Here is a 25,663-nt window from a genome sequence, read left to right as displayed (position 1 = left end):
GCCCGTGTAGCGCTGTGGCAGGATAGGGAACGGTTGATGCAGCGCCTCTCGATCCATCCACGGTCCGGAGACAGGGCTTGGCGAGGTTCCCGACCACCCGCTGGAGCATGTTGATCGCCGCACGCGACGATCCCGCGTCGGCGCGCGCGGCGCTGGAGCACCTGTGCCAGGCCTACCGCCCGGTGGTGTTGGCAGTGGTGCGCCGGCGCGTGGGTTCGCCCGCCCAGGCCGAGGACCTGACCCAGTCCTTTTTCGCCGCGCTGATCGAGCGCCGTTTCGAGACCCGTGCGGATCCGCTGCGCGGGCGCTTCCGCTCGCTGCTGCTGACCGCGCTGACCCGCTTCCTGAGCAATGCCGAGGCAGCGCGGCGGGCGCAGTTCCGCGGTGCCGACCTGACCGACAGCCTGGACGACGATAGCGGCTCCGTCGCCACCGAGGGCGACCCCGACCCCGAAGGCGTGTTCCTGCGCCACTGGGCGTTGACGGTGGTCGACCGCGCGCTCAGCGCGCTGCGCGCCGAAGCGCTGGCCGCCGGCAAGGTGGCCTTGTTCGACGCCTTGCGCGAGTACCTGGTGGAGCCGCCGGACGGCGACGACTACGCCCGCCTGGCCGCGCAGTTCGGCATGCGCAACAACACCCTGGCGGTGGCGGTGCATCGGCTACGCCAGCGGCTGCGCGCCTGCGTGCGCGCCGAACTGGCCGAGACCGTGGCCTGCGATGCAGATGTCGATGCGGAACTGGACATCCTGCGCGCTGCCCTCGGCGGCGCGTGGCGCAAACCGGAGCGCGCCGGCGCAGGTCCCGCCGAGAGTCTGTAATCGCGAGTGCGGTGTCCGGTAGCGCTGGTTCATGGGCAGACGTGCACGGGGGATGCATGCCGCAGACATCACACAGAGGCGAGGCGGTTTCGGCCGAGGTCTTCAACCACACGCGCTGGTCGCTGGTTGCCGCGGTGCGCGACGGGGCGCGCGAGGACGGGCGCAATCCGCTGGAGGAACTGAGCCGCAGCTACTGGTTCCCGGTGTATGCGTGCATCCGCCAGCATGGCCACGCGCCGGAAGCCGCATGGCGCATCGCCGGTTGCTTCTTCGCCGCCCTGGCCGAGCAGATCCGGCAGCAGGCGCCGGCCGGGTCTGGCCGTTTCCGCGTGTTTCTGTTCGACCGCCTGCAGCAGTTCCTGGCGGCCGGCGCGGCCGATCCCGGTGGCGACGCGCCGGCGGGTGAGATCGCCGCGCTTGAACAGCGGATGGCCAGCGAACTGGTCGGCAGCGTGCAACCGGACGCGACCTTCGAGCGCAGCTTTGGACTGCAGGTGCTCAGCCGCAGCCGCGAACGGCTGGCCGAGGAGACCCGCCGTAGCGAGCGCGGCGAGATGTACCAGCGCCTGTCGCCCTTCCTGACGGCGGAGCCCCCGCCCGGTTCCTTGCCACTGCTGGCGGCTGAGCTCGGCATCGGCCCGCTCGCGGCGCAGGTGGCGATCAAGCGCCTGCGCCAGCGTTTCCGCGAACTGGTCGAGGCGGAACTGGCGGAAACCGTGACCAGTCCGGTGGAGCTGGAAGCCGAACGCGCCGCGCTGCTGCGTGCGTTGGCGGGTACGCCATGAACCTGCCGGCTACGTCGGTCAATCCGGACCAGGGTCCATCGGTGGCGCCGGGACTCGCGGCGCTGGCGCAACTGGCGTTCGCGGCGTCGGCACCGGCGGCAACGCGGGTGGCGGCGGATGCGGCCGCGGCCTTCGGGCCGGCGCCCGGCGATCCGCTCGACCTCGACCTTTCCGATCCCGACCAATGCCGCTTCGGCGACTACACCCTGCTCGGCAAGCTCGGCCAGGGCGGCATGGGCGTGGTCTACCGCGCGCACCAGCACTCGCTGGACCGCGAGGTCGCGGTCAAGCTGCTGGCCGCAGGCCCTTGGGCGTCGCCCGGTTTCATCGAGCGCTTCCGCCTGGAGGCGCAGAGCGCCGCGCGGATGCAGCATCCCAACATCGTCACCATCCACGAGATCGGCGAGCAGGATGGCCTGCCGTTCTTCTCGATGCGCCTCGTGCGCGGGCAGTCGCTGGCCGAGCAGATGGAGAAGCACGGGCCGCTGGCGGCGCGGCGCGCGGCGGCGCTGCTGCGCACGGTGGCGGAAGCGGTGGATTACGCGCACCGCCTGGGCGTACTGCACCTGGACCTCAAGCCCGGCAATGTGCTGATCGACGAGCACGGCGAGCCGATGGTGGCCGACTTCGGCCTGGCGCGCCGGCTGGAAGGCACGCTCGCGGGGGTGGTCGAGGAAGTCTCCGGTACGCCGAGCTACATGGCGCCGGAGCAGGCCGCCGCGGGCGGGCGCATCGGCATCGGCACCGACGTCTACGCGCTCGGTGCCACGCTCTACGAATCGCTGACCGGGCGACCGCCGTTCCGCGGCGCGACCGCGCGCGAGACCCTGGAGCAGGTGGTCTGCGCGATGGCACCGTCGCCGCGTTCCTTCGAGCGCTCGATCCCGCTCGACCTGCAGGCGATCTGCATGCGCTGTCTGCGCAAGGACCCGGCAGAGCGCTACCCGAGCGCGCGTGCGCTGGCCGACGACCTGGCCGACTTCCTGCGCGGCCGCGAGGTCAAGGCGCGCCCGCTGAACCGTGCGCAGAAGCTGGTGCGCACGGTCCGCCGCGAACCGCGGCTGTCGGCGCTGGTGCTGCTGTTCGTCGGCTCGCTGCTGCTGGGGCTGTTCGCTACCACGGTGCAATGGAACCGCGCCGACGCCAGCGCCAGCAGCGCGCGCCAGAGCCTGTGGCGCGAGCGCGCTCAGGCAGCCGAGACCGCCTTGTCCGCAGGCAACGGCTTCCACGGACTGCAAGCGCTGGTGACCAATCTCGCGGAGATGGAGGCCAGCGGCGACACCGTAGCGGCGACGGTCGAGCGCCAGCGCATCGGCAGCCTGCTGGCCAATGCGCCGCAACTGGTGGACCGCATTCCGCTGGAGTCTGGCCAGGTCGCGACCTCGGTGGAACTGTCGCCGGATGCCAGCCGGGTGGCGGTGGCGACCCATTGGCCGGATGGCCGACGCAGCCTGCGCCAGTACGCCATCGCCAGCGGCAGCCTGGAGTGGAGTACCGCGACCAACGGGCTGACCCACAACCTCAGCATGGCCGATGGCGCTCCGCACGGGCGGATCCGCTACAGCGCCGACGGCGCGCGCATCGTGGCGGGCATGGTCCAGCAACCAGTGTTTGCGGCGCCCGGCACGCCGGACGAAATCGCGCTGGATGCGCGCGACGGCGCCGTGCTGCGCCCGGACCCGCTGCCGGAAGGCTTCAGCGACATCGTATTCGACGAGCAGGCGCGCCGCGCGATCGTGCGCTGGCGCAGCAGGGCTTCGCTACGCTTTCCCGATGGCTTCCGCTTCTACGCGGTGGATGGCTGGCGCCCGGTCGGGCCGGTCCACGCGGATACCTCCAGCATGTGGCTGTTCGCGCCGGATGGCCGCTGGTTGTTGCGCACGCGGGACTTCCAGCAGTTCGAAGCAGTCGAGTTCGGCTCCCTCGCGGTGCGTTGGTCGCTGGGCTTGACCGATGCGCAACTGGTGCGCGCCTGGCGATTCGCGCCGGACGGCAACACGCTGGCGCTCGGTGCGCTCGATGGACAGGTGCTGCTGGTCGACAGTGCCACGGGCGCGGCCACCTCGCTGCCGTCTTCACCGACCGAGACCGTGCGCTGGATCGAGTTTGACCGCAGCGGGAACACTCTTGCGGCGCTGTCCGAGTCCGGCCAGGTGGTGGTCTGGGATGTCCCTACCCGGCGGCCGCGTGCGGCGCCGCTGCTGATCGACGACATGATCCACCTCGGACGCGTCCGCCTGCGGGACGACCGCCTGGCGCTGGTCCACGGCAATGCCATCAGCATCTGGCAGCTTCCGCCGCTCGCGCCCTTCGCCAACGAAACCGTGCCGATGCCCGCGCGCGTGCTCGGCCGCCGGCCGTACTCCGCGCAGGCCTTCGATTTCGAGCCGACCGGCCGCATCCTGGTGTCCGGCGGCAACGATGGTGCGGTGGGGATCTGGCGCTTGCCGCCCGCGCCGCTGCGTGCCGAGGGTGCGGCGCCGCTTGCGCCGATCAGCCAAGGCTTCGATGGCCGGCGCCTGGTGGCGGTTTCCGGTGCGCAGGTGCGGTTGGTGGACATCGAAACCGGGGCGCAGGCGTGGCCTCCGCTGGTACACCCGCAGGCGGTCGACCTGGCCGAACTCAGCCGCGATGGTCGCTGGCTGGTCACCATCTCCGGACGCACGCTCAGGGTGTTCGATGCCGCCAGCGGCCAGTTGCATCGCGAACCGCTGGTGCTGGTGTCCACGCCGCTGCGTGCCGAGCTCGCCGAGGCGGTCCCGGTACTGCTGCTGGTGCACGGTCGTGCCGAGGCCGGAGGTTTCGTCGAGCGCGCGCAGGCGATCGACCTCGCAACCGTGCGCACCCTGGTCGATGACGTCGCGCTGCCGCAACTACCGACGGCGCTGCGGCTGGACCCGCAGGCGCGTTTCCTGGTGGCCTCGGGGTACGCGACGACCCAGGTCGAACTGCGCGACCTCGGCGGCGCGCCGGCGTGTCCGCCACTAGCGCTCGACGGGCCCAATCATGCCGACGCGCTGGCGATCTCCGCGGACGGCGCGACGGTCTGGGCCTACCACGGTGCCGGCCAGCGACGCGCCGCCGCGGTGCGCTGGGACCTCGCCACTTGCCAAGGCGCGCGCGCCCTGGTCGGCAACCACCCGGGCATGAGCGTGGCATTGCAGGCGCGCGGCGATGGCGTGCTCGCCCACCGACACCAGGCCAACGCGCTGGTGTGGATCGGCCCGGAAGGCCTGCGTTCGCATATTCCCAGCTTGCCTTCCGCGCGCACCATGGGCCTGTTGGCGCAGAGCCGCGACGGGCGGCGCGTGGCGCTGGCCACGCGCAATACCGTCCAGGTCTACGATCTGGACCTCGGCGAGGCCCTCAGCTCGCAATTGACCGCGTCGCTGGCCGGCAACGATGCGATCACCCGCCTTGCGTTCTCTCCCGATGGCGCGCGTCTGCTGGCGCGCTCGATCTTCGGCCGCTGGCTGGTGTGGTCGCTGCCGCCGGCGACGATGGACAGCGCCGACCTGGCGCGCCTGGCCTCGGTGCTCGATCCGACCGGCACTGCCCGCCCGCTCGACGACGCCGAATCCGCCCGCCTGCGCGCTCAGTTGCGCGGCACGATCGCCGCAGCTGACGTCGCGCCGCGGCCCGCGGCGCAGGGCCGGTCGCTGGCACCGGCCGAAGGTGCGGGGGTCGACCCACGACTGGTCCCACTTGACCTGCGGGCGGCGCAGAACGTGGTCATGGGGCGTCCCTGGATCCGCATGGCGGCGCAGGGTGGCGACCTGTACTCGCTGGCCGCCGGCATCCACCGGCTGGACGCCATCGACTGGCGCATCGACGGCGCGATCCAGCTCAGTGGCGGTGGCCCAGCGGTGTCGCTGCATCCCACGTTGCCGCGCAGCGCGTGGGTGCCGGTGGAGCACGTCGCTGCGCGGCGCGTGCACGTCCTGATGCTGCTGCATGTGCCGATGCGCCCGCGTGCACCGCCGAACCGCGCCGGCATGGTCGAAGTGCAGCGGGCCGACGGCAGCGTCGAGACTCTGGAGATCCTCGCCCGCCGGGATGTGGTGACGCACTGGCAGCCGGACCTCGCCGAGCCCAGCGCGCGGGTGGCCTGGCGCGGGGTGTCTCCGACCGCCCTGCGCGCGGGCGAGAACTTTCACGACTCGCACATCTACCACGTCGAGCTCGATCTGCCGTCCGGCGCGCCGGTCACGGCTTTGCGCCTGGGTATCGGCGACGGGCCGATGGAGGCGCCGCTGTTTTATGCGGTGACGCTGGAGTTGGCACGCGTTGTGGAGGAGGCGCCATGAGCAGAGCGGGGCAGGGGGCAAGGGGCAGGGCGGCGCGGCCCATGGCGCCTGGGCACGGCGAGGATGGTTCTACTTGCCCGGGTTCCATGTGCTCCGGGAGAGCAGGCGAATCCGGCCACCTGCCCCTTTCCCCTTTCCCCGCTTTGCTCGCTCTGCTCGCCCTCTCCACCACGCTCCAGGCCGAACCGCCGCCTGGGCCTGACGCTGCGCTCGAGCGCATCGAAGTCATCGGCTCGCGGATCAAGCGGGTCGAGGTGGAGACCGCGCGCTGGGCTGGGAACTGGGCGCGTGGAGCGCTGCGGCCAGCGCCCGCTACTACTCCGCGCTCGACGAGCCCTGCGTAACCCCGGTGCTTGTCGATCCTTCGCTGTGCAGCAGCCCCGGCACGGTCAGTCCGGTCGATGGCGTGTCCGCGGAGAACCGCCTGGGATCGCGCACCTATCTCGACCTGCGGGCCGGTTGGCAGAGCCCGTGGAAGGCACGCATCAATGTCGGCGTGCACAACGCCTTCGACCGCGATCCACCGGTGTCCTACTCGGGCACGGCCAACTCCTTCGATCCGGCTTATCCCTTGCCGGGGCGCTTCTGGTACGTCGACCTGAGCTACCAGTTCTGAGCGCCCACGCCCGTGATGCAGGAGAGGGTGCGCCGCGGGCGGCGCAGATTGCCTATGCTCCACGGACCGCCCAGTCACGGTCTGTCATGAATACCCTTTCGCCGATCGGATCGTTGTTGCGCCTCCCGATCCACGCCGAAACCCACGCTGGATTCGGCGAGGTGGGTGGCATGCTGAGTTTCGACGGCCAGGATCTGATCGTCGAATTCCAGACCCGCGACAGCCTGCTCGGGCTGCTCAAGGGACGGCCGCAGACGCTGCGCGTGCCCTTGCACACCATCGATGAAGTGCGCACAGGACGCGGCTGGTTCTGGTTGCTGCCGTGGTTCGAGGTCGCGCTGAACGATTTCCGGCTGCTGACCGAGTTGCCCGGTGCGGAAGCGGGCTGCTGGCGGGCGCGCGTGCGCTTCAAGGACCGCGTGGCGCTGCAGCGCTTCGCAAATGCGGTCAGCTTCGCGCGCGCGCAGGCGCTGCATGCGCGCCTGACCGCCGACCTGCCGGCGCAAACCGTCGGTCCCGCGTTGCCGGAATTGCCGCCCGCGCCGCCGATCAGTGCGCCGCCGCGCCAGCGCGCCAGCGAATGAGGCTCAGCCCGGCGGCTGCGCGATCCGCGCCGCCCAGCGCCGTGCGCGCGGGGCCAGGTAGACGATCACCGGGGTGGCCACGATCCACGCCAGCAGCCAGCTCTGCAGCCACGGCAGCAGGCTGAAGCTGCCGCGCGAAAGCGTCAGCACCAGGGTGACCACGCCGGTCATCGCGGCGCCCATGATCGCGGCGAAGACCCACGGGAACATCTGTTGCGGCAAGCGTTGCGCCATATGCCTCCCGGCGTCAGCGGTGTCGGCCGTGCACGCGCAGAACGCGCGCACGGCCCTGGTGGAAGGGGCCCTCGTCGAGGTCGGCATCGACGAGTTCGATGGTCAGAGGTGCGCACTCGTCGAAGTCCTCGCGCAGCGTCGCCGCATCGAACAGCCACGCCGGATCGCGCGGTCCGCCGCCGGGCAAGCCGGCGTGACTGCGATCGAAGCCCTCCAGGATCAGCAGTCCGCCAGGCCTGAGTGCCTGCAAGAGGCGCCGGTGCACGGCACCCCGGATCTCCGGCGGCAGGTGCACGAACACCAGCACCAGTGCGTCGAAGGTGTCGCGCGGCGGCATCCAGTCGGTCAGGTCGGCCTGCTCGACTTCGATCTGCACACCGGCTCGGGCAGCCAGCCTCGCGGCCTTGCGCAGGCCCTCGGCCGACTGGTCGACCGCCAGCACCCGGTGACCCTCCTGCGCCAGCCACACACCATTGCGCCCCTCGCCTTCGCCCGGCAGCAGCACGCGCGCGCCGCGCGGCAGCAGCGGCTCCAGTGCCATCAAGCCGCGATTGGGCCGGGTGCCATAGGCATAGGCGTCGGGCGCGTAGCGGCTGTCCCAGAATCCGGCAGCGGACATGCGGATCTCAACGAAGATTAGAGAAGGCTAATTAAGCATAGCCCGCATTGACTCACGATGCACCCTGCCCGGACCGCAAGGGCCCGGCAGGGCTGACGCGGCCAATGCGCCGAGGCTTCCGGGCAGGCTGAAGCCGATATCCAGAGGAGCACCAGACCCTCCGTTCCAGGTGCCGCGCAGGCCGACTCAAGAAGTGCAGCGAGGGTTCATCGGCTACTTCTTCCGCCGGGCCGGGGAGCGCCGGGGCGCGGCGCCCTGCGAATGCAGATGATCCGTGGCCCACGCGCGGATCGCCTCGCCGATCTGCCGGTAGGTTTCGGCGTGGGCACTGTTGCGCCGCCAGCACAATCCGATCTGGCGCACGCCGGCGCGATACCCGAGTGGTCGCGTGACCAGCGTGCTGCCTTGCAGGATGCCACCTTCGATCGCAAGCTCGGGTAGCAGGGTGGAGCCCATGCCGACCGACACCATGGCGACCAGGGTCTGCAGGCTGGTGGCCGCGAACGTCGTGTTCGGGTTCCTCGTCGCAGTTTCCAGCACCGGCAGCGCATGACTGTGCAGGCAGTGCTCCGGCTCCAGCAACATCAGTCGTCGCGCGGCGATGTCACGGGAACTGACCACATCCGATTTCGCGAGGGGATCGCCGGCGGGACAGGCGAAGCGATAGGAGTCTGTGAACAGCATCATCGTCTCGCAGTCCGGGGTGTCGTACGGGAACGCAATCAGCAGCAGGTCGAGGCGCCGCTCGGCCAGTTGCGCGAGCAATGCGCGGGTGCGGTCTTCCCGCAGGTGGATGTCGAGTGCCGGGAAGCGTTCCTTGAGGTGCGGCAGCAATCGCGGCAACAGGAAAGGACCGATCGACGGGATGCTGCCGAGCTGGAGGTCGCCCGCCATCGGCGCGGTGGCGCTGGCGCACATCTCCAGCAGGCTTTCCGCTTCGCCGAGGAGTTTGCGCGCATGCGCCGCGATGCGTTGTCCGATCGGCGTGATCAGCACGCCATGCCGGTCGCGCTCGGCGACCTTGACGCCAAGCAGGTCCTCGAGATCGCGGATGCCTGCGCTTAGGGTGGATTGCGAGACATCACAAGCGGCGGCCGCATGCGCGAAGTGCCGCTGCTGCTCGAGCGCAACGACGTAGCGCAGGTGGCGGAGGCTCGGAAGAGGCTTCATGGTGGTGATCGAAAAATACATTCACAGCGATAAGGATGATTCATTTCTATCGATCAAGGCAAGCGCCTACCATGGCTTTCACGACAAACGCTCCCCCCATGAGGTGATCCCATGAGCTGCACCGAATCCGACGTAAAGACGACCGCCGCCGCCGCTGCAACGCCCGCCTCCGCGCCGATCGCCGCCCCCATTCCCGCCACCGTCGCGCCTGCCGCGCCGACGGCTTCCCTGCCGCGCATCAACGAGCCGGCGCCGGCGTTTTCCGCCAAGACCACGCATGGCGATCGCTCGCTCGCCGACTACCGCGGCAAGTGGTTGGTGCTGTTCTCGCACCCGGCCGACTTCACCCCGGTGTGCACCACCGAGTTCACCGCCTTCGCGAAAGCATCCGCGGAATTCGCGGCGATCAACTGCGAACTGCTGGGCCTTTCGATCGACAGCATCTACTCGCACCTGGCGTGGGTCGGCAACATCAAGGAAAAATTCGGCGTCGACATCCCGTTCCCGATCATCGAGGACCTGTCGATGCGGGTCGCCAACGCCTACGGCATGATCCACCCGGGTGCTGCGGATACCGCTGCCGTGCGCGCCACCTTCATCATCGATCCGAACGGCATCCTGCGCGCGATGGTCTATTACCCGATGACCAACGGCCGCAGCGTTGCCGAGATCCTGCGTCTGGTGCGCGGGCTGCAGACCAGCCTCAACAACGGGGTGGCGACGCCGGAAGGCTGGCAGCCGGGCGACAAGGTGCTGGTCGGCGCGCCAGTCACGGTCGCCGGGGTCGAGGCGCGCCTCAACGAAGGCCTCGAGACCACCGACTGGTACTTCTCGAAGAAGTCGCCGGGCTGAGCCCGAACGCAACCGAAACCGCAACCGCGACAGCGGCACCGTCGCGGTTGTTCAGGTCTTGTATATAAGTATATTCTAATTGAGCAATATCTACTTCATCCGACCAGATGGCCGGTCAGCCCTGTGCAATTTGTTGCCGGAGTCTTCATGCACACCCGAACTCGCGGTTTTTCGTGGCGTCGCCACCTCGCTTCCCTTGTCTTGTTGCTGGTGGCAGGAGCGCCGGCCCATGCCGATGAGCGCGTCCGCGCCGAAGCCGCCGTCAAGGATCTTGGCCAGCAGTTGCGCGCGGCGCTGGTTGCGCGAATGCAGGCGGACGGCCCGGTCGCGGCGATCGATTTCTGCCACGACCAGGCGCCAGTCATCGCGGCGTCGGTAGCCGACACGCACGGCGTCCGCATCGGGCGCACGAGTTTGCGTACTCGCAGCGCAGCCAACGCGCCCACCTCCTGGCAGCAGGCCGTGCTGCTGGACTTCCAGGCGCGGAGCACGGCGGGCGAACCGGTGCAGACACTGCGCTACGCCGGCAGTGAGCCGCTGCCCGCCGGCACGGCGTTCCGCTACATGCAGGGGATTCCCATCGAGGCACCCTGCCTGGTGTGCCACGGCACTGCGCTGGCCGAACCGGTCGCGCAGGCAATCCAGGCGCGCTACCCGGGCGACGCGGCCACCGGCTACAGCGAGGGAGAACTGCGGGGCGCCTTCTGGGCTGAAGTGCCCGCTGCGGCAGCGAAGGACAGCCGCGCGGTGATCGAAATGAGCGAATCCCAGCGCGAAGAACTGCGGGCGCAGATGCGCGCCCACCTGGACGCGGTGCAGGCAATCCTCGCCGCCACGGCCGCGTCGGATTGGGATGCGGTTGCCAGGGCGGCAGAAGCCTTCGGGCCGGGCCGGGGGCAGGGCAGGGGCCCGGCGCACGGCTTCCGCAGCGCACTGCCGGATGGATGGTTCAGCTTTGCCCGTCCCATGCACCAGGCGATGCGCGCGATCGCGGACGAGGCGGGCACCGGGAAGCGCAGTGCGCAGGTGGTCGCCGGACTCGCGCAGGCCACCGCACAGTGCACCGCCTGCCACGCGAGCTTCCGCGTCCAATCAAGATGAGCCAAAGCAGAGCGCGCGGCCGGAGGTCGCGATGTCACACAACGAACTGCGTTTCATTCATCGGCTGATCGGCCTGGTCGCCTTGAAGATCATCGCCATCGCGCTGATCGCCTGGGCATTGCTGCCAGCGCCGGCCCGGATCGATCCCGCCAGCGTGGTCGCGCCCACCGTCACGCCTACCGCCCAGGTCCCAGGAGCAGGTCATGATCAGTGAAGAACTGGTTGACATTTCACGGCTGCAGTTTGCCGCCACCGCCATGTACCACTTCCTGTTCGTGCCCCTGACGTTGGGCATGGTCTGGCTGCTGGTGATCATGGAAAGTGTCTACGTGATGACCGGCAAGGTCGTCTGGAAGGACATGACGCGCTTCTGGGGCAAGCTCTTCGGGATCAACTTCGCGCTCGGCGTGACCACCGGCATCACCCTCGAATTCCAGTTCGGCACCAACTGGGCGTACTACTCGCATTACGTCGGCGACATCTTCGGCGCGCCGCTGGCGATCGAGGGCCTGATGGCCTTCTTCCTCGAATCCACCTTCATCGGCCTGTTCTTCTTCGGCTGGGACCGGCTGTCGCGCACCGCAGCACCTGCTGGTCACGCTGCTGATGGCCATCGGCACCAATCTGTCCGCGCTGTGGATCCTGATCGCCAACGGCTGGATGCAGAATCCGGTCGGGGCCGAGTTCAACTACACCACGATGCGGATGGAACTCACCGACTTCTGGGCGGTGGTGTTCAACCCCGACGCGCAGGCCAAGTTCGTGCACACGGTGTCGGCGGGCTACGTCACCGGCGCGATGTTCGTGCTGTCGATCTCGGCCTGGTACCTGCTCAAGGGGCGCGATGTGGAGTTCGCGCGCCGCAGCTTCCGCGTTGCCGCCGCCTTCGGCCTCGCCTCGGCGGCCAGCGTGATCGTGCTCGGCGACGAGAGCGGCTACACCGTCGGCGAGGCGCAGCAGACCAAGATGGCGGCCATCGAGGCGATGTGGGAAACCGATCCGGCACCGGCGCCGTTCAACCTGGTCGCCTGGCCCAACGAGGCGGAGCAGAAGAACGACTGGGCGGTGCAGATCCCTTGGGTGATGGGCCTGATCGGGACGCGCTCGATCAGCCGGGAGATTCCCGGCATCCACGAGATCAAGCAGAAGAACCGTGCGCGCATCCTCGCCGGCGTCGAGGCGGTGGTGGCATTGGACCGGCTGCGCAAGGACGCGGGCGATGCCGAGGCGAAGGCGGTCTTCGAGCAGCACAAGGCGGATCTGGGCTTCGGTCTGCTGCTACGCCGTCATGTGGCCGATGTGCGCCAGGCCACGCCGGAGCACATCCAGCTGGCGGTGGACTCGACCGTGCCCCGGGTGACGCCGATGTTCTGGTCCTTCCGCATCATGGTCGGCCTCGGTTTCCTGATGTTGCTGCTGTTCGGGCTGGCCTTCGCCAGTACGCTCAAGGCCGATTGTCCGCGCCGCCCTTGGCTGCTGCGCTTTGCGCTGCTGATGCTGCCCGCGCCTTGGATCGCCTCGGAGCTCGGCTGGTTCGTCGCCGAGTACGGGCGCCAGCCGTGGACCATTTACGGCGTGCTGCCAACCCATCTCTCGGTGTCGACCCTGAGCGTGGAAAGCCTGTACGGCTCGCTGGCCGGTTTCATCGGCTTCTACACCGTGCTGCTGGTGGTCGAAATGTTCCTGATGGTCAAGTACGCGCGCCTCGGGCCCGGCAGCCTGGGTACCGGGCGCTACCACGGCGAACCGATTCACGCCTGAGGAGAATCCCGATGATCGATTACCCCACCCTGAAAATCATTTGGTGGCTGCTGGTCGGCGTGCTGCTGGTTGGCTTCGCGATCATGGACGGCCATGACATGGGGGTCGGCACTCTGTTGCCTTTCCTGGGCAAGGACGACGTCGAACGCCGCGTGATCATCAATACGGTCGGCCCGCACTGGGACGGCAACCAGGTGTGGTTCATCACTGGCGGTGGCGCCATCTTCGCCGCCTGGCCGCTGGTCTACGCCACCGCCTTCTCCGGGTTCTACTGGGCCATGCTTGCGGTGTTGTGGGCGCTGTTCTTCCGCCCGGTGGGCTTCGACTACCGCAGCAAACTGAAGAGCGCGCGCTGGCGCAGCACCTGGGACTGGGGGCTGTTCGTCGGGGGCGCGGTACCGCCGCTGATCTTCGGCGTCGCCTTCGGCAACCTGCTGCAGGGCGTGCCCTTTCACTTCGACAACTACCTGGTCTCCACCTACACCGGCAGCTTCTGGCAGTTGCTGAATCCCTTCGCGCTGCTCGCGGGGGTGGTGTCCTCGGCGATGATCACCGCCCACGGCGCGGTCTACCTGGCGCACCGTACCGAGGGCGCGATCCAGGCGCGCGCCGTGCGTGCCGCGCAGTGGGCGCTGGCCCTGCTGCTGCTGGCGTTCAGTGCGGCAGGTGCGTGGCTCACCTGGGGTATCGAGGGCTATGCCATTGTGTCGGCGATCGATCCCGCCGCGCTCCCGGACCCGCTGGCGAAGACGGTTGTGCGTGCCAGCGGAGCCTGGCTGGCGAACTACCAGTCGCTGCCGCTGACGATGCTGCTGCCAGTGCTCGTGTATGCGGCAGCGGCGGCCACCGTGACCGCGCTCGCGCGGGCCCGCACGGGCTTGGCCTTCATCGCCTCGTCGCTGGTGCTGGTGGGCGTGATCGGCACCGCGGGTGCGGCGATGTTCCCCTTCGTGATGCCCTCGTCCAGTCATCCGGCTTCCAGCCTGACGGTGTGGGACAGCGTCTCCAGCCACCTGACGCTCGGCATCATGTTCTGGGCCACCCTGATCTTCATGCCGCTGATCGTGGCCTATACCGCCTGGGCCTATCGCGTCATGGGTGGGAAGGTCACCGCCGCCTACGTGCGCGAGCACGAACACTCGGCCTACTGAGGAGGATTCGCGATGTGGTACTTCGCATGGGTACTGGGCGTGGGGTTCGCCGTGCTGCTGGCGATCCTCAACGCAATGTGGGGCGAAACGGAGGATGCCCGCGCCGCGAGCCTGCGGCGCCCGGACGGCGAGCAGTCATGAGCGCGCCGCAACCTGCGCCTGCGGCGGTGGCCTGGCTGCCGCTCGGCATTGCCTGCAGCATCGCAGCGATCGTCAGCGTCTACCCGCAGGCGGCGATGGTCGGCGGGCGCGCGGATCATCTTGCAGCGACCCTGCTGTTCTGGGCGATGAGCGCGGGATTCGTGCGCGGGGTCGGTTTCGTGCCGCTGCACCGGGGGGCGCGGGTGCTGTTGTCCACCGGCGCGTGCCTGGCGTCGCTCGCGTTCGCGGGCTTGCGCATGGCGGTGCTCGGTGCTTCCTGATCGGGCTTGTCCGCGATCATGACCATGCGTGTCCTGGCGGGCTAAGCTGTCCCCCTCTTCCCAGGCATCCAGGAGTATTTCGATGAGCAAGAAGCACAAGTTGGCCGCGGCGCAGATCGACATCGGCATCGCCGCCGGCGACCGCAAGAAGATCGCGCAGGGCTTGTCGGCACTGCTGGCCGACAGCTACACCCTGTACCTGATGACCCACAACTTCCACTGGAACGTGACCGGGCCGCAGTTCAACAGCCTGCACAACATGTTCATGGCCCAGTACACCGAGCAGTGGAATGCGCTCGACCAGATCGCCGAGCGCATCCGCGCGCTCGGGCACCCGGCGCCGGGCACCTACAAGGAGTTCGTGAAGCTGGCTTCGATCAAGGAAGTCGAAGGCGTGCCGAAGGCGAACGATATGGTGCGCCACCTGATCGCCGGCCACGAAACCACCGCACGCACCGCGCGCTCGTTGTTCGACGCGGTCAACGCGGCCAACGACCAGCCGACCGCGGACCTGCTGACGCAGCGGCTGGAGGTGCACGAGAAGACCGCGTGGATGCTGCGCAGCCTGCTGGAGGAATGACCCGGGCAGGCTGACGGCCAACGCCCGTGACCGTGGCCTTCCGCGCACTGCTGCGGCTGGTCTGCCTGGTGTGGCTGGCGCTGGTGCCCGGGTGGGCGACCGCCCAGGCGCCGGCCGAATCCTCGCCCGCGCTGGTGGTCTATGTGCGGGACGGTTGCCCGCACTGCGCCGAGGCCAAGGCCTATTTGCCGCAGTTCGCGGCCGAGCGCCCTTGGTTGCGCATCGAATACCGAGCGGTCGACGGCGATCCCGCAGCGCGCGAGGAACTGGCGCGCATTTCGCGCGCCGCGGGGCTCTGGCCACCGGGTGTGCCCACCTTCGTCTACGGCGATCGCGTGCTGCCGGGGTTCGATGACCCGGCGCACACCGGACCGCTGCTCGATGCCCTGGTGGCTGGCATTGCTCCAGGCGCGCAGTCGGTAGATACCGAATGGTTCGGGACGCTCAGCGTCGAGCGCCTCGGCCTGCCATTGTTCACGCTGGCACTGGGGTTGCTCGACGGCTTCAACCCCTGCGCAATGTGGGTGTTGCTGTTCCTGCTGTCGCTGCTGGTGCACCTGCGCGACCGTCGGCGCATGGCGTTGATCGCGGGTACCTTCGTGCTGGTCAGCGGCGCGGTGTACTACGCCTTCATGGCCGCGTGGCTGAACCTGTTCCTCGCGCTTGGACTGTCGGCTGCGCTGCGCATTGCGCTGGCGCTGCTGGCACTGGCGATCGCGGCGGTCCACATCAAGGACTTCTTCCGCCCGCAGCAGGGCTTCAGCCTGTCGATTCCGGAGGCCGCCAAGCCGGGCCTGTACGCGCGCATGCGGCGGGTCGTCCAGGCGGGCAGCCTGTGGCCGGCGCTGGTCGGGGTCAGCACGCTGGCGCTGGCGGTGAATCTGGTCGAGTTGTTGTGCACCGCAGGCCTGCCGGCGATGTACACCGCAATCCTGACCCAGCAACAACTTCCGCCGGGAACTCATTACGCTTACCTCGGCCTGTACATCCTGGGCTACGTCTTTGACGATTCCCTGATGGTCGGCAGCGCGGTGCTGGCCCTGTCCAGCCGCAAGCTGGGGCAGGGAGCCGGGCGTTGGCTCAAGCTCATCAGCGGCCTGGTCATGCTGGCGCTGGGCGCGATCATGCTGCTCAGGCCGGAATGGTTGTAGCCGTCCCTGCGCCCTGGCGCCCGGACTCCCACGCACAGCCAAGGCGCAATCGATCGCCGCGTGGTTTGACCGCTACCGCAGTTAGGGCCCACGCTCGGGACATCGCTCCTGAGCCGGGTCCGCGTCGATGACGAATCCTCCCGACCGCAAGCCGCTCCACCGCATCCGCCGCGCCTTGCACGGCGGCAGCCTGCTCGCTTTCGACGCGGTGCACGCCACCACCGGGATCGTCGAGGCGATGCACGCGACCATTGCGGCGCGCGCGCTGCCCCTGGGCCGCGGCCGTGAGCGCACCGGCGGCATCACCCGGCTGGTCTACGGCAGCATCCGTGGCATCAACGGGATGTTGCGGCGCGGCGTGGAGCTCTCGCTCGGGCAACTGGCTGGCGATGCGCACGCGCTAGCGGGCGATCCACGCGAGGACGCCGCGCTGGCGGCCCTGAACGGCGTGCTCGGCGACTACCTCGACCGTACGCGAAACCCGCTGGCGATACCGATGCGCCTGCGCCGCGAAGGACATCCGCTGACGCTCGAGCCGGGCGCGCTCGCCGCCGCGCTGCCGCAGGCCGGTCCGCGACCGCTGGTGCTGGTCCACGGCCTGTGCATGAACGATCACCAGTGGCGACGCAACGGCCACGACCACGGCGCCATGCTCGAAGCGGAGCTTGGCTACACCGCGCTGCGACTGCAGTACAACAGCGGCCGGCACATCTCGCAGAACGGGCGCGAACTGGCGCAGCAACTGGAGGCGCTGCTGGCTGCGTGGCCGGTTGCCATCGAGCAACTGGTACTGCTCGGCCACAGCATGGGCGGCCTGGTGGCGCGTTCCGCCGTGCACTACGGGCGGGCGGCGGGGCATCGCTGGTGCGAGCGGTTGGGAGCGCTGGTCTTCCTGGGCACGCCGCATCACGGCGCCCCGGCTGAGCGCATCGGCACTCATGTGCAGCGGGCGATCAGCCTGTCGCCCTACAGTGCACCGATCGGCAGCATCGGCGCGCTGCGCTCAGCCGGCATCACCGATTTGCGCCACGGCAACCTCATCGATGCAGACTGGGATGGGCACGATCGCTTCGATCACTCCGACCGCCGCGCCGCGCACACGCTGCCCGAGGGCATCCGCTGCTACGCCGTGGCCGCGTCGAAAAGCCCGCCCGGTGCCCCGCGCCCAGCCGGCGACGGCCTGGTGCCGGTGGCCAGCGCGCTCGGGCACCATCGTCAGCCCGAACGCACGCTGGCTTTCGCAATGGAGCAGCAATTGCTGATCCATGAGGCCAACCACTGGGATGTGCTTGACCGTGTCGAGGTGCACGAGCAACTGCGCCGCTGGCTCGCCTGATTCCCCAGAGGCTCAGCCGTGCCCTCCGGTTCGATGCGCGAACAAGCGCACATGCAGCGGCGGCCGGGACGCCCTCAGTACAGCACGCCCGCCAGGATGCGCGTGATGAAGTAAGCTGCCAATATCCCGGCCGCGAGCACACCGGCGACCAGGTAGCTCGCGAGTCCTTCCTTGATCCCGGATACCCGGGCGAGCCCGGTAAACACCACAAGCACCGTCAGGCTGAGGCCTACCAGGTTGGGCAACTGGCCGATGACGCCGCCTATGCCGATCACGCCGAGCAGATAGCTCGCCAGTGTGCCGAGGCCCAGAGGCAACAATGTGGCGCCGCCGATGAAGATGTCGAAGGCGAGATTGCCTTCGCCGCGAAACGCCATTCGCGACAACCAGCTGCCGGCACCGATTCCTGCGGCTGCCCCGAGTGTGGCTCCAAGGCCGATCAGGAAGCCCTTGAAGCCCAGCGACAGGGCGCCGCCACCGACCATCGAAAGCACACCGCCGCCACTGATCAGCAGACAGATCACGGCGACCACGGCGAATACCACGCCGACACCGATGGCTTGCGCGGGCCTGAGGGCACCGTAGGCGTCGGACAAGGCGCCGACCGGGTTGTAGATCAACTTCATGAATGTGGCGATGGCATCTTTCGCGGCGGCTCTTGCCGTCTGCACCGCATCCTGGGCGGCACGCTGGTAGTCCGGACGCTGCTGTGGGTCGGGCGGCGGTAGTTGCTGGTCGCTCATGCGCTACTCCTGCGGGATGCCGGCTCGGCAGGCGAATGGTAAACCTCAATGACTGCGCGTGCGCTTCACGTACGCGGCAGCGGCGGTATGCTGGCGCCCATGGGTTTCGACGAGGACGCGAAGATGATCAGGACCGTGGACGCAGGCGCCGGCATCAACTGGCTGCAGGGTGGATGGGCGGCGTTCAAGGGTGGCGGCAGCCTGCTGATCGGCATGGTGTTCGTGTCGCTGCTGATCTGCATCGTGCTGGCATGGATCCCGTGGCTTGGGACCATTCTTGTGCCGATTGCCGGCACTTTCTTCTATGCCGGGATGCTGCGCAGCCTGCGCGGACACGCCACCGGCCGCGCGATGCAGTTCGACGACCTGTGGAGCATAGTCAACGACCAGGATCGCATGGTGCACCTGGCAATCATTGCCCTGGTGCCGCTGCTCGGCTCGATCCTGTGCGCGATACTGCCCGACGGCTTCGTCGGCGGCACCCTCGGCGCGCTGGTCTTGGTGACGGTGATAGCGCTGATCTATTTCGCCGTGCCGCTGGTGCTGTTCCGCAACCAGGAAGCGCCCGCGGCGCTGCACCAGAGCCTGCAGGGCGTGCTCACCAACCTGCCGGCCGTGATTGTGTTCTGGATCGCCTGCATCGTGCTCTTGGTGCTCGCGATCCTGCCTGCGCTGCTCGGCCTGCTGGTGCTGGTGCCGGTGCTGCTGGGCGCCGCCTACGAGGCCTATGCGGAGATCTACGGCGACGTGGAACTGGTGCCCAACCATCCGGCGGATGTGCCGCCGCCACCGCCGGCCGGGTGAGGTTGGATCGCCACGGGGACTAGCTGTCGCTCGTTGGCGACGTGAGGCCGGTTGTTGGTTGTTGGTTGTTGGCAGCAGGAACCGGCGACCGACAGCCAGTGGAAAGAAGACATTTATCCGCAAAGGACGCAAAGGACGCAAAGTAGAGCCAAATCGTTTGCCGGATATGCGGGGGCATGGGGATGCTGCGCAACCCAGTACGCTCTTGCCTTCTTTGTGTCCTTTGCGTCCTTTGCGGACAAAAGAGCGGGCAAGGGTATGCGACAGTTTGATGCGTGAATATGCGCACCGGCAGGGCGACCGGGACTCCCTCAGGTCTGCCGGGATGCGAGCAACGCAACAACCAACAACCCGTCAGCGCAAGCCGTCGATCAGGCCGCTTCGACTGGCCGCCGCCTGACCACCAGCCGCGCTGCGACGATGCCGATCTCGAACAGGATGCACATCGGGATGGCCAGCATCAGCTGGCTGACGATGTCCGGTGGGGTCAGCACCGCGGCGATGATGAAGGCGGCGACGATCACGTACGAGCGTGAGGCCCTGAGCTGCTCCACGCTGACCCAGCCGAGCGCCACCAGGATCACGGTGGCCACGGGCACCTCGAAGGTCACGCCGAAGGCGAGGAAGATCACCAGCACGAAGTCGAGGTAGCGGCTGATGTCGGTCATCACCGCCACGCCATCGGGCGCCACGGCCTGCATGAAGGCGAACACGGTGGGCAGCACCAGGTAGAAGGCAAAGGCGCAACCGGCATAGAAAAGCAGCGTACTCGAGATCAGCAGGGGCACCGCGAGGCGCTGCTCGTGCTTGTACAGGCCGGGCGCGACGAAAGCCCACAGCTGGTACAGGATGTAGGGCACCGCGATGATCAGCGCGACAAAGAAGCTCAGCTTCAGCGGGGTGAAGAAGGGCGAGGCGGGATCGATCGCGATCATCTGCGCGCCTTCCGGCAGCGCGGCGCGGAATGGCGTGGCCAGCAGCGTGTACAGCCGGTTGCCGAACGGGATCAGCGCCAGCGACAGCAGCAGCCAGCCAGCAACCGCATAGAGCAGCCGCGTGCGCAGTTCCACGAGGTGCGACAGGAAGCCCTGCGCGCCGTCATCCTGGTCAGCGGCTGGTGCCATCGTCCACCGACTTGATCGCCTGGGTGATCTCGCCGGCCTGGCGTTCCAGCGGCTCGCTCAGGCTGCGCAGGGTTTCCGACGGCTGCGGCATGCTCTTCAGCACGCGCTTGAGTTCCTCGTCGCGCACTTCGCGCTCGACCTCGGCCTTGACCGATTCGAAGCTCTGGCGCGCCTTGCGCAGCAGCGCGCCCACGGTGCGCGCGGCACCCGGCAGGCGCTCGGGGCCGAGCACCAGCAACGCCACCACGGCGATCAGCACCAGTTCGGAGAAACCGACGTCGAACACGGCGGCCGGTCAGGACTTCTGCGCGGGTTCTTTCTCGGCTTCCGCGGCGGTCGCGGCAGGCTTCGGGTCGGCCTCCAGCTTGGCTGGCTCATTCGCCTCGTTGAGGCCTTGCTTGAAGCCCTTCAGCGCGGCGCCGAGGTCGCTGCCGATGTTGCGCAGGCGCTTGGTGCCGAACAGCAGCAGCACGACGACCAGTACGACGACCCAATGGCCGATGCTCCAGGTACCCATGGACTACTCCAGGTGAATCGAGGCGGCGAGCATAACGCCCGCGCGTGAAACCGGGTTGACGAGCCTCAGCGCGAGGTCTGTTCTTCCAGTTGGTCGCGGAAATCGACGATGAAGCCCGGCGCGCCGCGCACGCGTCCTTCGAACAGCGCGCGCGGCGACACGCCGGCGCCGTAGACGCGTTCGATCGCATCATAGTCCAGCGAGAGCACCGAGCCGTCCAGTGCGATGCCGGCGAACAGCCCGCGGGCGCGCGCATAGGCCAGGATCTCGGCTTTCAGTTCGGCGTCGGTTGCAGCTGCCGCCTGGCGCCCGACCGGACCCGCGGCGACCGAGGCATCGGCGCCCAGGGTGAACTTGCCGGAGACCAGGTTGTCGACCCCGCGCGGGGTGCGGAACACCAGGATGATGTCGGCTGACTGCACGCCGGCCTGGAATCCGAAGCTGCCGCCGGTGACCGCGATGTAGGCGGGGTTAGACCAGGTGCCGTCCGCCTGGCGCACCGAGATCAAGCCCTTGCCGCGGCGTCCGCCGACCACCAGGCCGACCTTGACCACATCCGGGATCACCGCAATCGCATAGGCCTTGGACAGCAGCGACTCGGGGATTTCGCTGTCGGGTGTCGATTGCACCGTGCGCAGGACACCGAGGGCATCCTCGGCGCGTTTCTGTTCCTTGCGCCCCGCGAATGCGGGCGAACTCGCCAGCAGCAAGGCGGCGAGCATGATCAGCGCGAGTGCTGGCAGTCGGGTCAGTGCGTGTCGCATGGTGGCTGCTCCTGGCGCAAACGGGACGAAGGGTCCGCGTGGAAGGGCACGAGAGCGCGAAACAGGTCGCGCTGGCGCGGCGTGAGCCGGAGCATGCCGAAATCGGACTTAGGCCGCCATGAATGGCGGCGCAGTCTCAGCGTTGGCGCAGCGCCACCATCGCGAGCATCGAAAGCAGCGCCGCCAGCAGAGCCAGACCATCTGCGCCAAGCGCCGGGATGGCCGGGGGCGACGGATTGCCCTCGGGAGCGGTGCACATCGGCGGCGCAATCGCGAGACTCTCCACGCCGCTCAGGGTGGTGGCGAGGCGCGCGGCAGCGCCGGTCACGGGGTCGATGCGGAACAGTACGCTCGGCTCGGCATTGACCGAGTTGCCCGACATGTCGGCCACCCCCCACAACTGGCCGGCGGCGTCGAAATCCAGCCCGCCGTCGGTGAATTGCAGGTTGGCGCCAAGCGGCCCGACCACAGTCGCCCGGCCGCTGGTCGTGTCGATACGATAGAGGTTCTCGTCGCCGGACGATCCGATGCCGTAGACGCCGTCATAGCGCGCCGCCAGGCCCGTGACTTGCGCGCCGAGCGCGCCTTCGCTACCCACCAGGGTCGCCGCGCCGGTCGTCAGGTCGATGCGATACAGGCTGCGGCGGCTGTCGGAACTGGCAAACAATGCGCCACTGCAATCGAAGGTCAGGCCGAAGTCGAAACTGGATGTGCGCGCCAGGCCGGTGTTGCCCTCACGCCCGTCCACGGCCACCGCGCGACCCGTTGCCGTATCCAGTCGCAACAGCGTCTTGCTCGCGTCGTCGATGCCGTACAGCACGCCATCAGGGCTCATCGCCAGCCCTTCGATGTCCGCGAAAGGTGCGGTGCCGTCGCCGCCGCGGACGGTGCCGACGATCGACGCCTGGCCGTTGGCAAGATCAACCTGATGCAATGCGTCGAAGTCGCGCACGCTGATGTCGTCAGAATTGACGACATAGCCAGTGGCAGCCACCGCCGCACCAGCCGTGAAGCCAGCAGCGACCACCCCCGCAAACAAAGCGCGTTTCATCGGCATTCTTATGGTTATGTGAATCGTCACTGCCACTTTCCCCGTCGAGTCTAACAGCGATATGGCGTGCCGAGAAGGCCGGAAACGCTGTCGTGACGCGCTTTCTGTCACGATTTTCGGGCTGGGGACCCCTGCCGCCATGGCCTGTGCGTGCTATCAAGCGCGACGGCGTGGCCGCGGTCGCGCGGCACGATCGATGGAAGGACGATGACGATGTATCTGGGTAGCAACGAGCGCGACGCGCACCGGCAGACGGGCGGCACGGCGGTGGTCCTGGTCAACCTCGGGACGCCCGACGCCCCGACCGCCGCCGCGCTGCGGCGTTACCTCGCGGAGTTCTTGTGGGACCCGCGCGTGGTGGAGACGCCACGCTGGCTGTGGTGGCTGATCCTGCACGGCGTGATCCTGCGGATCCGCCCGGCGCGCTCGGCGCGTGCCTACGCCCGGGTGTGGACGCCCGCGGGATCGCCGCTGCTGACCGGCAGCCGCGCGCTGACCGATGCCGTCGCCGACGAGTTGGCGCGACGACTGGGCCCGGCGTCACCCAGGGTCGTGTTGGCGATGAGCTACGGTGCGCCGAACCTGCGCGAGGTGCTCGAAGACCTGCGCACCCAGGGGGTCCGGCGCCTGCTGGTGCTGCCACTGTATCCGCAGTATTCGGGCAGCACCACGGCATCGGTGTTCGATGCGGTCAGTGGCATCCTGCGGCGCTGGCGCTGGCTGCCGGAACTGCGTTTCATCGCCGACTACTATCGTGAACCCGGATATGTGCAGGCGCTGGCGGAGAGCGTACGCCAGCACTGGGCGGCGAACGGCCGCGGCGAGCGCCTGCTGCTCAGTTTCCACGGCATCCCGGCGCGCTACCTGACCTCGGGCGATCCCTACTACTGCCAGTGCCAGGTCACCGCGCGCCAGTTGCGTGAGGCGCTCGGGCTGGACGAGACCGCCTTGCAGCTCAGCTTCCAGTCGCGCGTCGGCCGCGAGCCCTGGCTGCAGCCGTACACCGACCAGTTGCTGCTGCGCTGGGCAGGCGAGGGTGTGCGCCGCGTCGATGTGCTGTGCCCCGGGTTCTCGATCGACTGCCTGGAAACCATCGACGAGATCGCCGGCGAGAACGCCGAGGCCTTCGTGCACGCGGGCGGCGAGCGCCTCAGCTACATTCCCGCGCTGAACGCGAGTCCGGCGCATGCTGCGATGCTGGCCGGCCTGGTGGAGCGTCACATCGCTGGCTGGACGCCGCCGGCGGACGCCGGCAGCGAGGCGCGCCTCGCGCGCGTCGCGGCGATCCGCGCAGCGCAGCCGTGGACCGGGGACGCGCCGCGATGAGCCTGTTTGCGGATGCCGAGGAATGGCAGCTCAGCGTGGGTGCGCAGACCTGGGCGGGTCTCGCCTGGGGCGAGTGCGACGCGCCGCCGGCGCTGCTGCTGCACGGCTGGCTCGACAACGCCGGCAGTTTCGCACCGCTGGCGCGCCTGCTGCCCGGGCGGCGGCTGTGGGTGCCGGACCTGCCGGGCCATGGGCGCAGTGGCCACCGGCCACCCGGCACCTGGTACCACTTCGTCGACTACGTCAGCGACGTCATGGCGCTGACCCAGGCGCTGGGCCTCGCGCGCTTCGATTTGATCGGCCATTCGATGGGCGGGGCGATCGCCACGCTGGTGGCCGCGAGTTTCCCCGAGCGCATCCGCAGGCTGTCGCTGATCGAAGCCCTGGGACCGCTGGCGCGGCCGGCCGCCAGCGTGGTGGGCGATCTGCGCCGTGCGATCGACGCGCGCCTGGCGCTGCACGACAAGCAGCTCAAGGTACACCCCGATCGCAGCCATGCGCGACGCGCGCGGATGCAGGCGAACGGATTGACCGAGGCCGCCGCCGACGCGCTGGTCGAGCGCGCGTTGATGCCCGCACCCGGCGGCTACGTGTGGCGCTCCGACCCACGCCAGACCCTGCCGACCCCGATCCGCGGCACCGAGGAGCAGTACCTTGCGCTGCTGGGTGCGATCAAAGCGCCGACGCAAGTCATCTTCGCCGATCCGGCCACGCCCTACCTCAGCGGCCGCGACGCCGAAAACCGCCTCGAAGCCCTGCGTCCGCAGCAGGTGCTGCGGCTGCCCGGCGGACACCACCTGCACCTGGAGAACCCGGAGCCGGTAGCGGGGGCGGTGGCGGGGTTCCTGGCCGACTGACCCATCGGGTGTTGGTGTTGGTTGTTGGTGTTGGTCAGAGCGGCTTGCGCCTTCCTGGCCATCGCCTTTGCCAACAACTCACCAACAACCTGGGGTGTTGGTGTTGGTTGCAGGTGTTGGTCAGAGCGGCTTGCGGCTACCGGGTGACGGTTTCGCCAACACCAACAACCAACACCAACACTCGCTACTCCGCCGCCGGCACCGCATACAACCGCCGCAGCAGCGCTTGCAGATACCGGTGCTCGCGATTGAGTTCCTGGCGGCGCTGGGCGTAGTCGGGATAGAGCTGGGCGACGACGGCCCAGAAGCGCGGGCTGTGGTCGCGTTCGACGAAGTGCGCCATCTCGTGCACCAGGACGTACTCGGCGAGCGATTCGTCGGCGAAGGCCAGCGCCAGGTTCAGGGCGATCGCGCCATTGGGCGAAAGGCTGCCCCACAGACTGCGCATCGGGCGGATGCGCAGGGCCTGGCAGCGCTCTCCGACCAGCGGCTCGTACTCGCGCAGCCAGACGCGCGAGCGCAGCGCCAGGGCGTCGGCGAGGCCGGTAATCACCATGCGCTGGGCGGCGCGCGGCGCCGCCGTGGTGCCGCGCGGGACGCGGCAGCGCAGTTCGTCGGCATCCACATGCAGGCGCGCCGGGCCGGTCTCGAAATGGATCGGCAACAGGCGGCCGAACCACGGTACCCGGCCTGGCCAGCGCGGATCCAGCACCAGGTCTGCGCTGGCGCGATCCTCCGCCTGGCGGTGCACCCGGATGGTCTGCTCCAGCCAGCGCCGGTGCTCCTCGAAAAAGGCCACCGCAGCCGCGGCGGTGACCCGCTGCGGCCAGATCAGCCGCGCATAGCCGGCGTCCACCGAGATCTTCAGGCGGTTCCCGCTCGGCGGACGCTCGATGCGCAGCGGCCAGCCCGAGACCACCTCGGGCAGCTCGGGCAGCGACAAGGCGCTGCGCTCGCGACGGATCAGCAGTCGGCCACTCATGCGTCCGC

The 25,663-nt window shown here is 68.7% G+C and carries 27 protein-coding genes and 1 pseudogene; 18 read left to right on the top strand and 10 right to left on the bottom strand.

Annotated features, from left to right (window positions below):
* Positions 1-77: 77 nt before the first annotated feature.
* The 5 genes from IPK27_16080 (at position 78) to IPK27_16060 (ending at position 7,110) form a co-directional block, all read left to right on the top strand.
* Entirely contained in the window at positions 78-818 is a 741-nt protein-coding gene (locus IPK27_16080; GenBank protein ID MBK8069080.1) for a sigma-70 family RNA polymerase sigma factor, read from the top strand.
* 56 nt (positions 819-874) lie between these two features.
* Positions 875-1,603, top strand: a complete 729-nt coding sequence (locus IPK27_16075; GenBank protein MBK8069079.1) for a hypothetical protein — start codon at positions 875-877, stop codon at positions 1,601-1,603.
* Positions 1,600-5,910, top strand: coding sequence for a protein kinase (locus IPK27_16070; protein MBK8069078.1), 4,311 nt, complete (start codon positions 1,600-1,602; stop codon positions 5,908-5,910). Before IPK27_16075 ends, IPK27_16070 begins: the two co-directional genes overlap by 4 nt.
* 268 nt (positions 5,911-6,178) lie before the next feature.
* Complete coding sequence (locus tag IPK27_16065; protein ID MBK8069077.1) at positions 6,179-6,526, top strand: TonB-dependent receptor; 348 nt, start codon at positions 6,179-6,181, stop codon at positions 6,524-6,526.
* A gap of 86 nt (positions 6,527-6,612) precedes the next feature.
* Positions 6,613-7,110, top strand: coding sequence for a hypothetical protein (locus tag IPK27_16060; GenBank protein MBK8069076.1), 498 nt, complete (start codon positions 6,613-6,615; stop codon positions 7,108-7,110).
* A 3-nt stretch (positions 7,111-7,113) separates the two neighbouring features.
* On the opposite strand, the gene IPK27_16055 is transcribed toward IPK27_16060, so the two are convergent.
* The 3 genes from IPK27_16055 to IPK27_16045 all read right to left on the bottom strand — a co-directional run bounded on the left by IPK27_16055 (position 7,114) and on the right by IPK27_16045 (position 9,133).
* On the bottom strand, positions 7,114-7,344 hold the full coding sequence (locus IPK27_16055) for a DUF2798 domain-containing protein (GenBank protein MBK8069075.1): 231 nt from the start codon (positions 7,342-7,344) through the stop codon (positions 7,114-7,116).
* Between the two features lie 13 nt (positions 7,345-7,357).
* Positions 7,358-7,963, bottom strand: coding sequence for a methyltransferase domain-containing protein (locus tag IPK27_16050; protein ID MBK8069074.1), 606 nt, complete (start codon positions 7,961-7,963; stop codon positions 7,358-7,360).
* 213 nt (positions 7,964-8,176) lie between these two features.
* Positions 8,177-9,133 carry a hydrogen peroxide-inducible genes activator gene (locus tag IPK27_16045; protein ID MBK8069073.1) on the bottom strand — a complete coding sequence of 319 codons (957 nt, stop codon included), beginning with the start codon at positions 9,131-9,133 and terminating at the stop codon, positions 8,177-8,179.
* A gap of 111 nt (positions 9,134-9,244) precedes the next feature.
* On the opposite strand from IPK27_16045, the gene IPK27_16040 reads away from it, so the two are divergent.
* The 10 genes and pseudogenes from IPK27_16040 to IPK27_15995 all read left to right on the top strand — a co-directional run bounded on the left by IPK27_16040 (position 9,245) and on the right by IPK27_15995 (position 17,487).
* Positions 9,245-9,985, top strand: coding sequence for a peroxiredoxin (locus IPK27_16040; protein MBK8069072.1), 741 nt, complete (start codon positions 9,245-9,247; stop codon positions 9,983-9,985).
* A gap of 147 nt (positions 9,986-10,132) precedes the next feature.
* Entirely contained in the window at positions 10,133-11,086 is a 954-nt protein-coding gene (locus tag IPK27_16035) for a DUF3365 domain-containing protein (GenBank protein MBK8069071.1), read from the top strand.
* A 31-nt stretch (positions 11,087-11,117) separates the two neighbouring features.
* Complete coding sequence (locus IPK27_16030; protein MBK8069070.1) at positions 11,118-11,300, top strand: hypothetical protein; 183 nt, start codon at positions 11,118-11,120, stop codon at positions 11,298-11,300.
* A pseudogene (locus IPK27_16025) lies at positions 11,290-12,847 on the top strand (cytochrome ubiquinol oxidase subunit I). The gene IPK27_16030 and the pseudogene IPK27_16025 overlap by 11 nt, the downstream one beginning before the upstream one ends.
* Positions 12,848-12,858: 11 nt before the next feature.
* On the top strand, positions 12,859-13,998 hold the full coding sequence (gene cydB, locus IPK27_16020; GenBank protein ID MBK8069069.1) for a cytochrome d ubiquinol oxidase subunit II: 1,140 nt from the start codon (positions 12,859-12,861) through the stop codon (positions 13,996-13,998).
* A gap of 12 nt (positions 13,999-14,010) precedes the next feature.
* A complete protein-coding gene (gene cydX / locus IPK27_16015; protein ID MBK8069068.1) occupies positions 14,011-14,139 on the top strand; it encodes a cytochrome bd-I oxidase subunit CydX in 129 nt (42 codons plus the stop codon).
* Positions 14,136-14,420: a hypothetical protein gene (locus tag IPK27_16010; protein ID MBK8069067.1), complete on the top strand. Its 285-nt coding sequence runs from the start codon at positions 14,136-14,138 to the stop codon at positions 14,418-14,420. Before cydX ends, IPK27_16010 begins: the two co-directional genes overlap by 4 nt.
* 82 nt (positions 14,421-14,502) lie before the next feature.
* Complete coding sequence (locus IPK27_16005) at positions 14,503-15,000, top strand: DNA starvation/stationary phase protection protein (GenBank protein ID MBK8069066.1); 498 nt, start codon at positions 14,503-14,505, stop codon at positions 14,998-15,000.
* A 50-nt stretch (positions 15,001-15,050) separates the two neighbouring features.
* Positions 15,051-16,151 (top strand): NrdH-redoxin, encoded by a 1,101-nt coding sequence (locus IPK27_16000; protein MBK8069065.1) that lies wholly within the window; start codon positions 15,051-15,053, stop codon positions 16,149-16,151.
* Positions 16,152-16,278: 127 nt separating this feature from the next.
* Positions 16,279-17,487, top strand: a complete 1,209-nt coding sequence (locus IPK27_15995; protein ID MBK8069064.1) for an alpha/beta hydrolase — start codon at positions 16,279-16,281, stop codon at positions 17,485-17,487.
* Between the two features lie 74 nt (positions 17,488-17,561).
* Here the strand turns inward: IPK27_15995 and IPK27_15990 are convergent, their stop codons facing one another.
* The gene (locus IPK27_15990) at positions 17,562-18,230 is read right to left on the bottom strand and encodes a hypothetical protein (GenBank protein ID MBK8069063.1); all 669 of its coding nucleotides are present in this window, start codon (positions 18,228-18,230) and stop codon (positions 17,562-17,564) included.
* 87 nt (positions 18,231-18,317) lie between these two features.
* Between IPK27_15990 and IPK27_15985 the strand changes: the two genes are divergently transcribed.
* A complete protein-coding gene (locus tag IPK27_15985; GenBank protein MBK8069062.1) occupies positions 18,318-19,034 on the top strand; it encodes a hypothetical protein in 717 nt (238 codons plus the stop codon).
* 371 nt (positions 19,035-19,405) lie between these two features.
* On the opposite strand, the gene tatC is transcribed toward IPK27_15985, so the two are convergent.
* The 5 genes from tatC to IPK27_15960 all read right to left on the bottom strand — a co-directional run bounded on the left by tatC (position 19,406) and on the right by IPK27_15960 (position 22,490).
* The gene (gene tatC, locus IPK27_15980) at positions 19,406-20,158 is read right to left on the bottom strand and encodes a twin-arginine translocase subunit TatC (protein ID MBK8069061.1); all 753 of its coding nucleotides are present in this window, start codon (positions 20,156-20,158) and stop codon (positions 19,406-19,408) included.
* On the bottom strand, positions 20,142-20,444 hold the full coding sequence (gene tatB / locus IPK27_15975; protein MBK8069060.1) for a twin-arginine translocase subunit TatB: 303 nt from the start codon (positions 20,442-20,444) through the stop codon (positions 20,142-20,144). Before tatB ends, tatC begins: the two co-directional genes overlap by 17 nt.
* A gap of 9 nt (positions 20,445-20,453) precedes the next feature.
* Positions 20,454-20,675, bottom strand: coding sequence for a Sec-independent protein translocase subunit TatA (gene tatA, locus IPK27_15970; GenBank protein ID MBK8069059.1), 222 nt, complete (start codon positions 20,673-20,675; stop codon positions 20,454-20,456).
* A 65-nt stretch (positions 20,676-20,740) separates the two neighbouring features.
* Entirely contained in the window at positions 20,741-21,439 is a 699-nt protein-coding gene (locus tag IPK27_15965) for a lipid-binding SYLF domain-containing protein (GenBank protein MBK8069058.1), read from the bottom strand.
* 136 nt (positions 21,440-21,575) lie between these two features.
* Positions 21,576-22,490, bottom strand: coding sequence for a hypothetical protein (locus tag IPK27_15960; GenBank protein MBK8069057.1), 915 nt, complete (start codon positions 22,488-22,490; stop codon positions 21,576-21,578).
* A gap of 213 nt (positions 22,491-22,703) precedes the next feature.
* On the opposite strand from IPK27_15960, the gene IPK27_15955 reads away from it, so the two are divergent.
* Entirely contained in the window at positions 22,704-23,816 is a 1,113-nt protein-coding gene (locus IPK27_15955) for a ferrochelatase (protein ID MBK8069056.1), read from the top strand.
* Positions 23,817-23,851: 35 nt separating this feature from the next.
* Complete coding sequence (locus IPK27_15950; protein MBK8069055.1) at positions 23,852-24,673, top strand: alpha/beta hydrolase; 822 nt, start codon at positions 23,852-23,854, stop codon at positions 24,671-24,673.
* A 184-nt stretch (positions 24,674-24,857) separates the two neighbouring features.
* On the opposite strand, the gene IPK27_15945 is transcribed toward IPK27_15950, so the two are convergent.
* On the bottom strand, positions 24,858-25,655 hold the full coding sequence (locus tag IPK27_15945) for a M48 family metallopeptidase (GenBank protein ID MBK8069054.1): 798 nt from the start codon (positions 25,653-25,655) through the stop codon (positions 24,858-24,860).
* Positions 25,656-25,663: the final 8 nt, after the last annotated feature.

The sequence above is a fragment of the Rhodanobacteraceae bacterium genome, assembly GCA_016713135.1.
Lineage (GTDB): Bacteria > Pseudomonadota > Gammaproteobacteria > Xanthomonadales > SZUA-5 > JADKFD01.
The sequence above is the reverse complement of the archived record's forward strand: the minus strand, read 5'-3'. Positions and strand labels throughout refer to the sequence as shown.

Excerpts from the sequence above, each read along its gene's own strand:
- IPK27_16075 (MBK8069079.1), top strand. The coding sequence starts at position 875 with ATGCCGCAGACATCACACAGAGGCGAGGCGGTTTCGGCCGAGGTCTTC.
- IPK27_16070 (MBK8069078.1), top strand. The coding sequence starts at position 1,600 with ATGAACCTGCCGGCTACGTCGGTCAATCCGGACCAGGGTCCATCGGTG.
- IPK27_16060 (MBK8069076.1), top strand. The coding sequence starts at position 6,613 with ATGAATACCCTTTCGCCGATCGGATCGTTGTTGCGCCTCCCGATCCAC.
- IPK27_16055 (MBK8069075.1), bottom strand. The coding sequence starts at position 7,344 with ATGGCGCAACGCTTGCCGCAACAGATGTTCCCGTGGGTCTTCGCCGCG.
- IPK27_16050 (MBK8069074.1), bottom strand. The coding sequence starts at position 7,963 with ATGTCCGCTGCCGGATTCTGGGACAGCCGCTACGCGCCCGACGCCTAT.
- IPK27_16045 (MBK8069073.1), bottom strand. The coding sequence starts at position 9,133 with ATGAAGCCTCTTCCGAGCCTCCGCCACCTGCGCTACGTCGTTGCGCTC.
- IPK27_16040 (MBK8069072.1), top strand. The coding sequence starts at position 9,245 with ATGAGCTGCACCGAATCCGACGTAAAGACGACCGCCGCCGCCGCTGCA.
- IPK27_16035 (MBK8069071.1), top strand. The coding sequence starts at position 10,133 with ATGCACACCCGAACTCGCGGTTTTTCGTGGCGTCGCCACCTCGCTTCC.
- IPK27_16030 (MBK8069070.1), top strand. The coding sequence starts at position 11,118 with ATGTCACACAACGAACTGCGTTTCATTCATCGGCTGATCGGCCTGGTC.
- cydB (MBK8069069.1), top strand. The coding sequence starts at position 12,859 with ATGATCGATTACCCCACCCTGAAAATCATTTGGTGGCTGCTGGTCGGC.
- cydX (MBK8069068.1), top strand. The coding sequence starts at position 14,011 with ATGTGGTACTTCGCATGGGTACTGGGCGTGGGGTTCGCCGTGCTGCTG.
- IPK27_16010 (MBK8069067.1), top strand. The coding sequence starts at position 14,136 with ATGAGCGCGCCGCAACCTGCGCCTGCGGCGGTGGCCTGGCTGCCGCTC.
- IPK27_16005 (MBK8069066.1), top strand. The coding sequence starts at position 14,503 with ATGAGCAAGAAGCACAAGTTGGCCGCGGCGCAGATCGACATCGGCATC.
- IPK27_15995 (MBK8069064.1), top strand. The coding sequence starts at position 16,279 with ATGACGAATCCTCCCGACCGCAAGCCGCTCCACCGCATCCGCCGCGCC.
- IPK27_15990 (MBK8069063.1), bottom strand. The coding sequence starts at position 18,230 with ATGAGCGACCAGCAACTACCGCCGCCCGACCCACAGCAGCGTCCGGAC.
- IPK27_15985 (MBK8069062.1), top strand. The coding sequence starts at position 18,318 with ATGCTGGCGCCCATGGGTTTCGACGAGGACGCGAAGATGATCAGGACC.
- tatC (MBK8069061.1), bottom strand. The coding sequence starts at position 20,158 with ATGGCACCAGCCGCTGACCAGGATGACGGCGCGCAGGGCTTCCTGTCG.
- tatA (MBK8069059.1), bottom strand. The coding sequence starts at position 20,675 with ATGGGTACCTGGAGCATCGGCCATTGGGTCGTCGTACTGGTCGTCGTG.
- IPK27_15965 (MBK8069058.1), bottom strand. The coding sequence starts at position 21,439 with ATGCGACACGCACTGACCCGACTGCCAGCACTCGCGCTGATCATGCTC.
- IPK27_15960 (MBK8069057.1), bottom strand. The coding sequence starts at position 22,490 with ATGAAACGCGCTTTGTTTGCGGGGGTGGTCGCTGCTGGCTTCACGGCT.
- IPK27_15955 (MBK8069056.1), top strand. The coding sequence starts at position 22,704 with ATGTATCTGGGTAGCAACGAGCGCGACGCGCACCGGCAGACGGGCGGC.
- IPK27_15945 (MBK8069054.1), bottom strand. The coding sequence starts at position 25,655 with ATGAGTGGCCGACTGCTGATCCGTCGCGAGCGCAGCGCCTTGTCGCTG.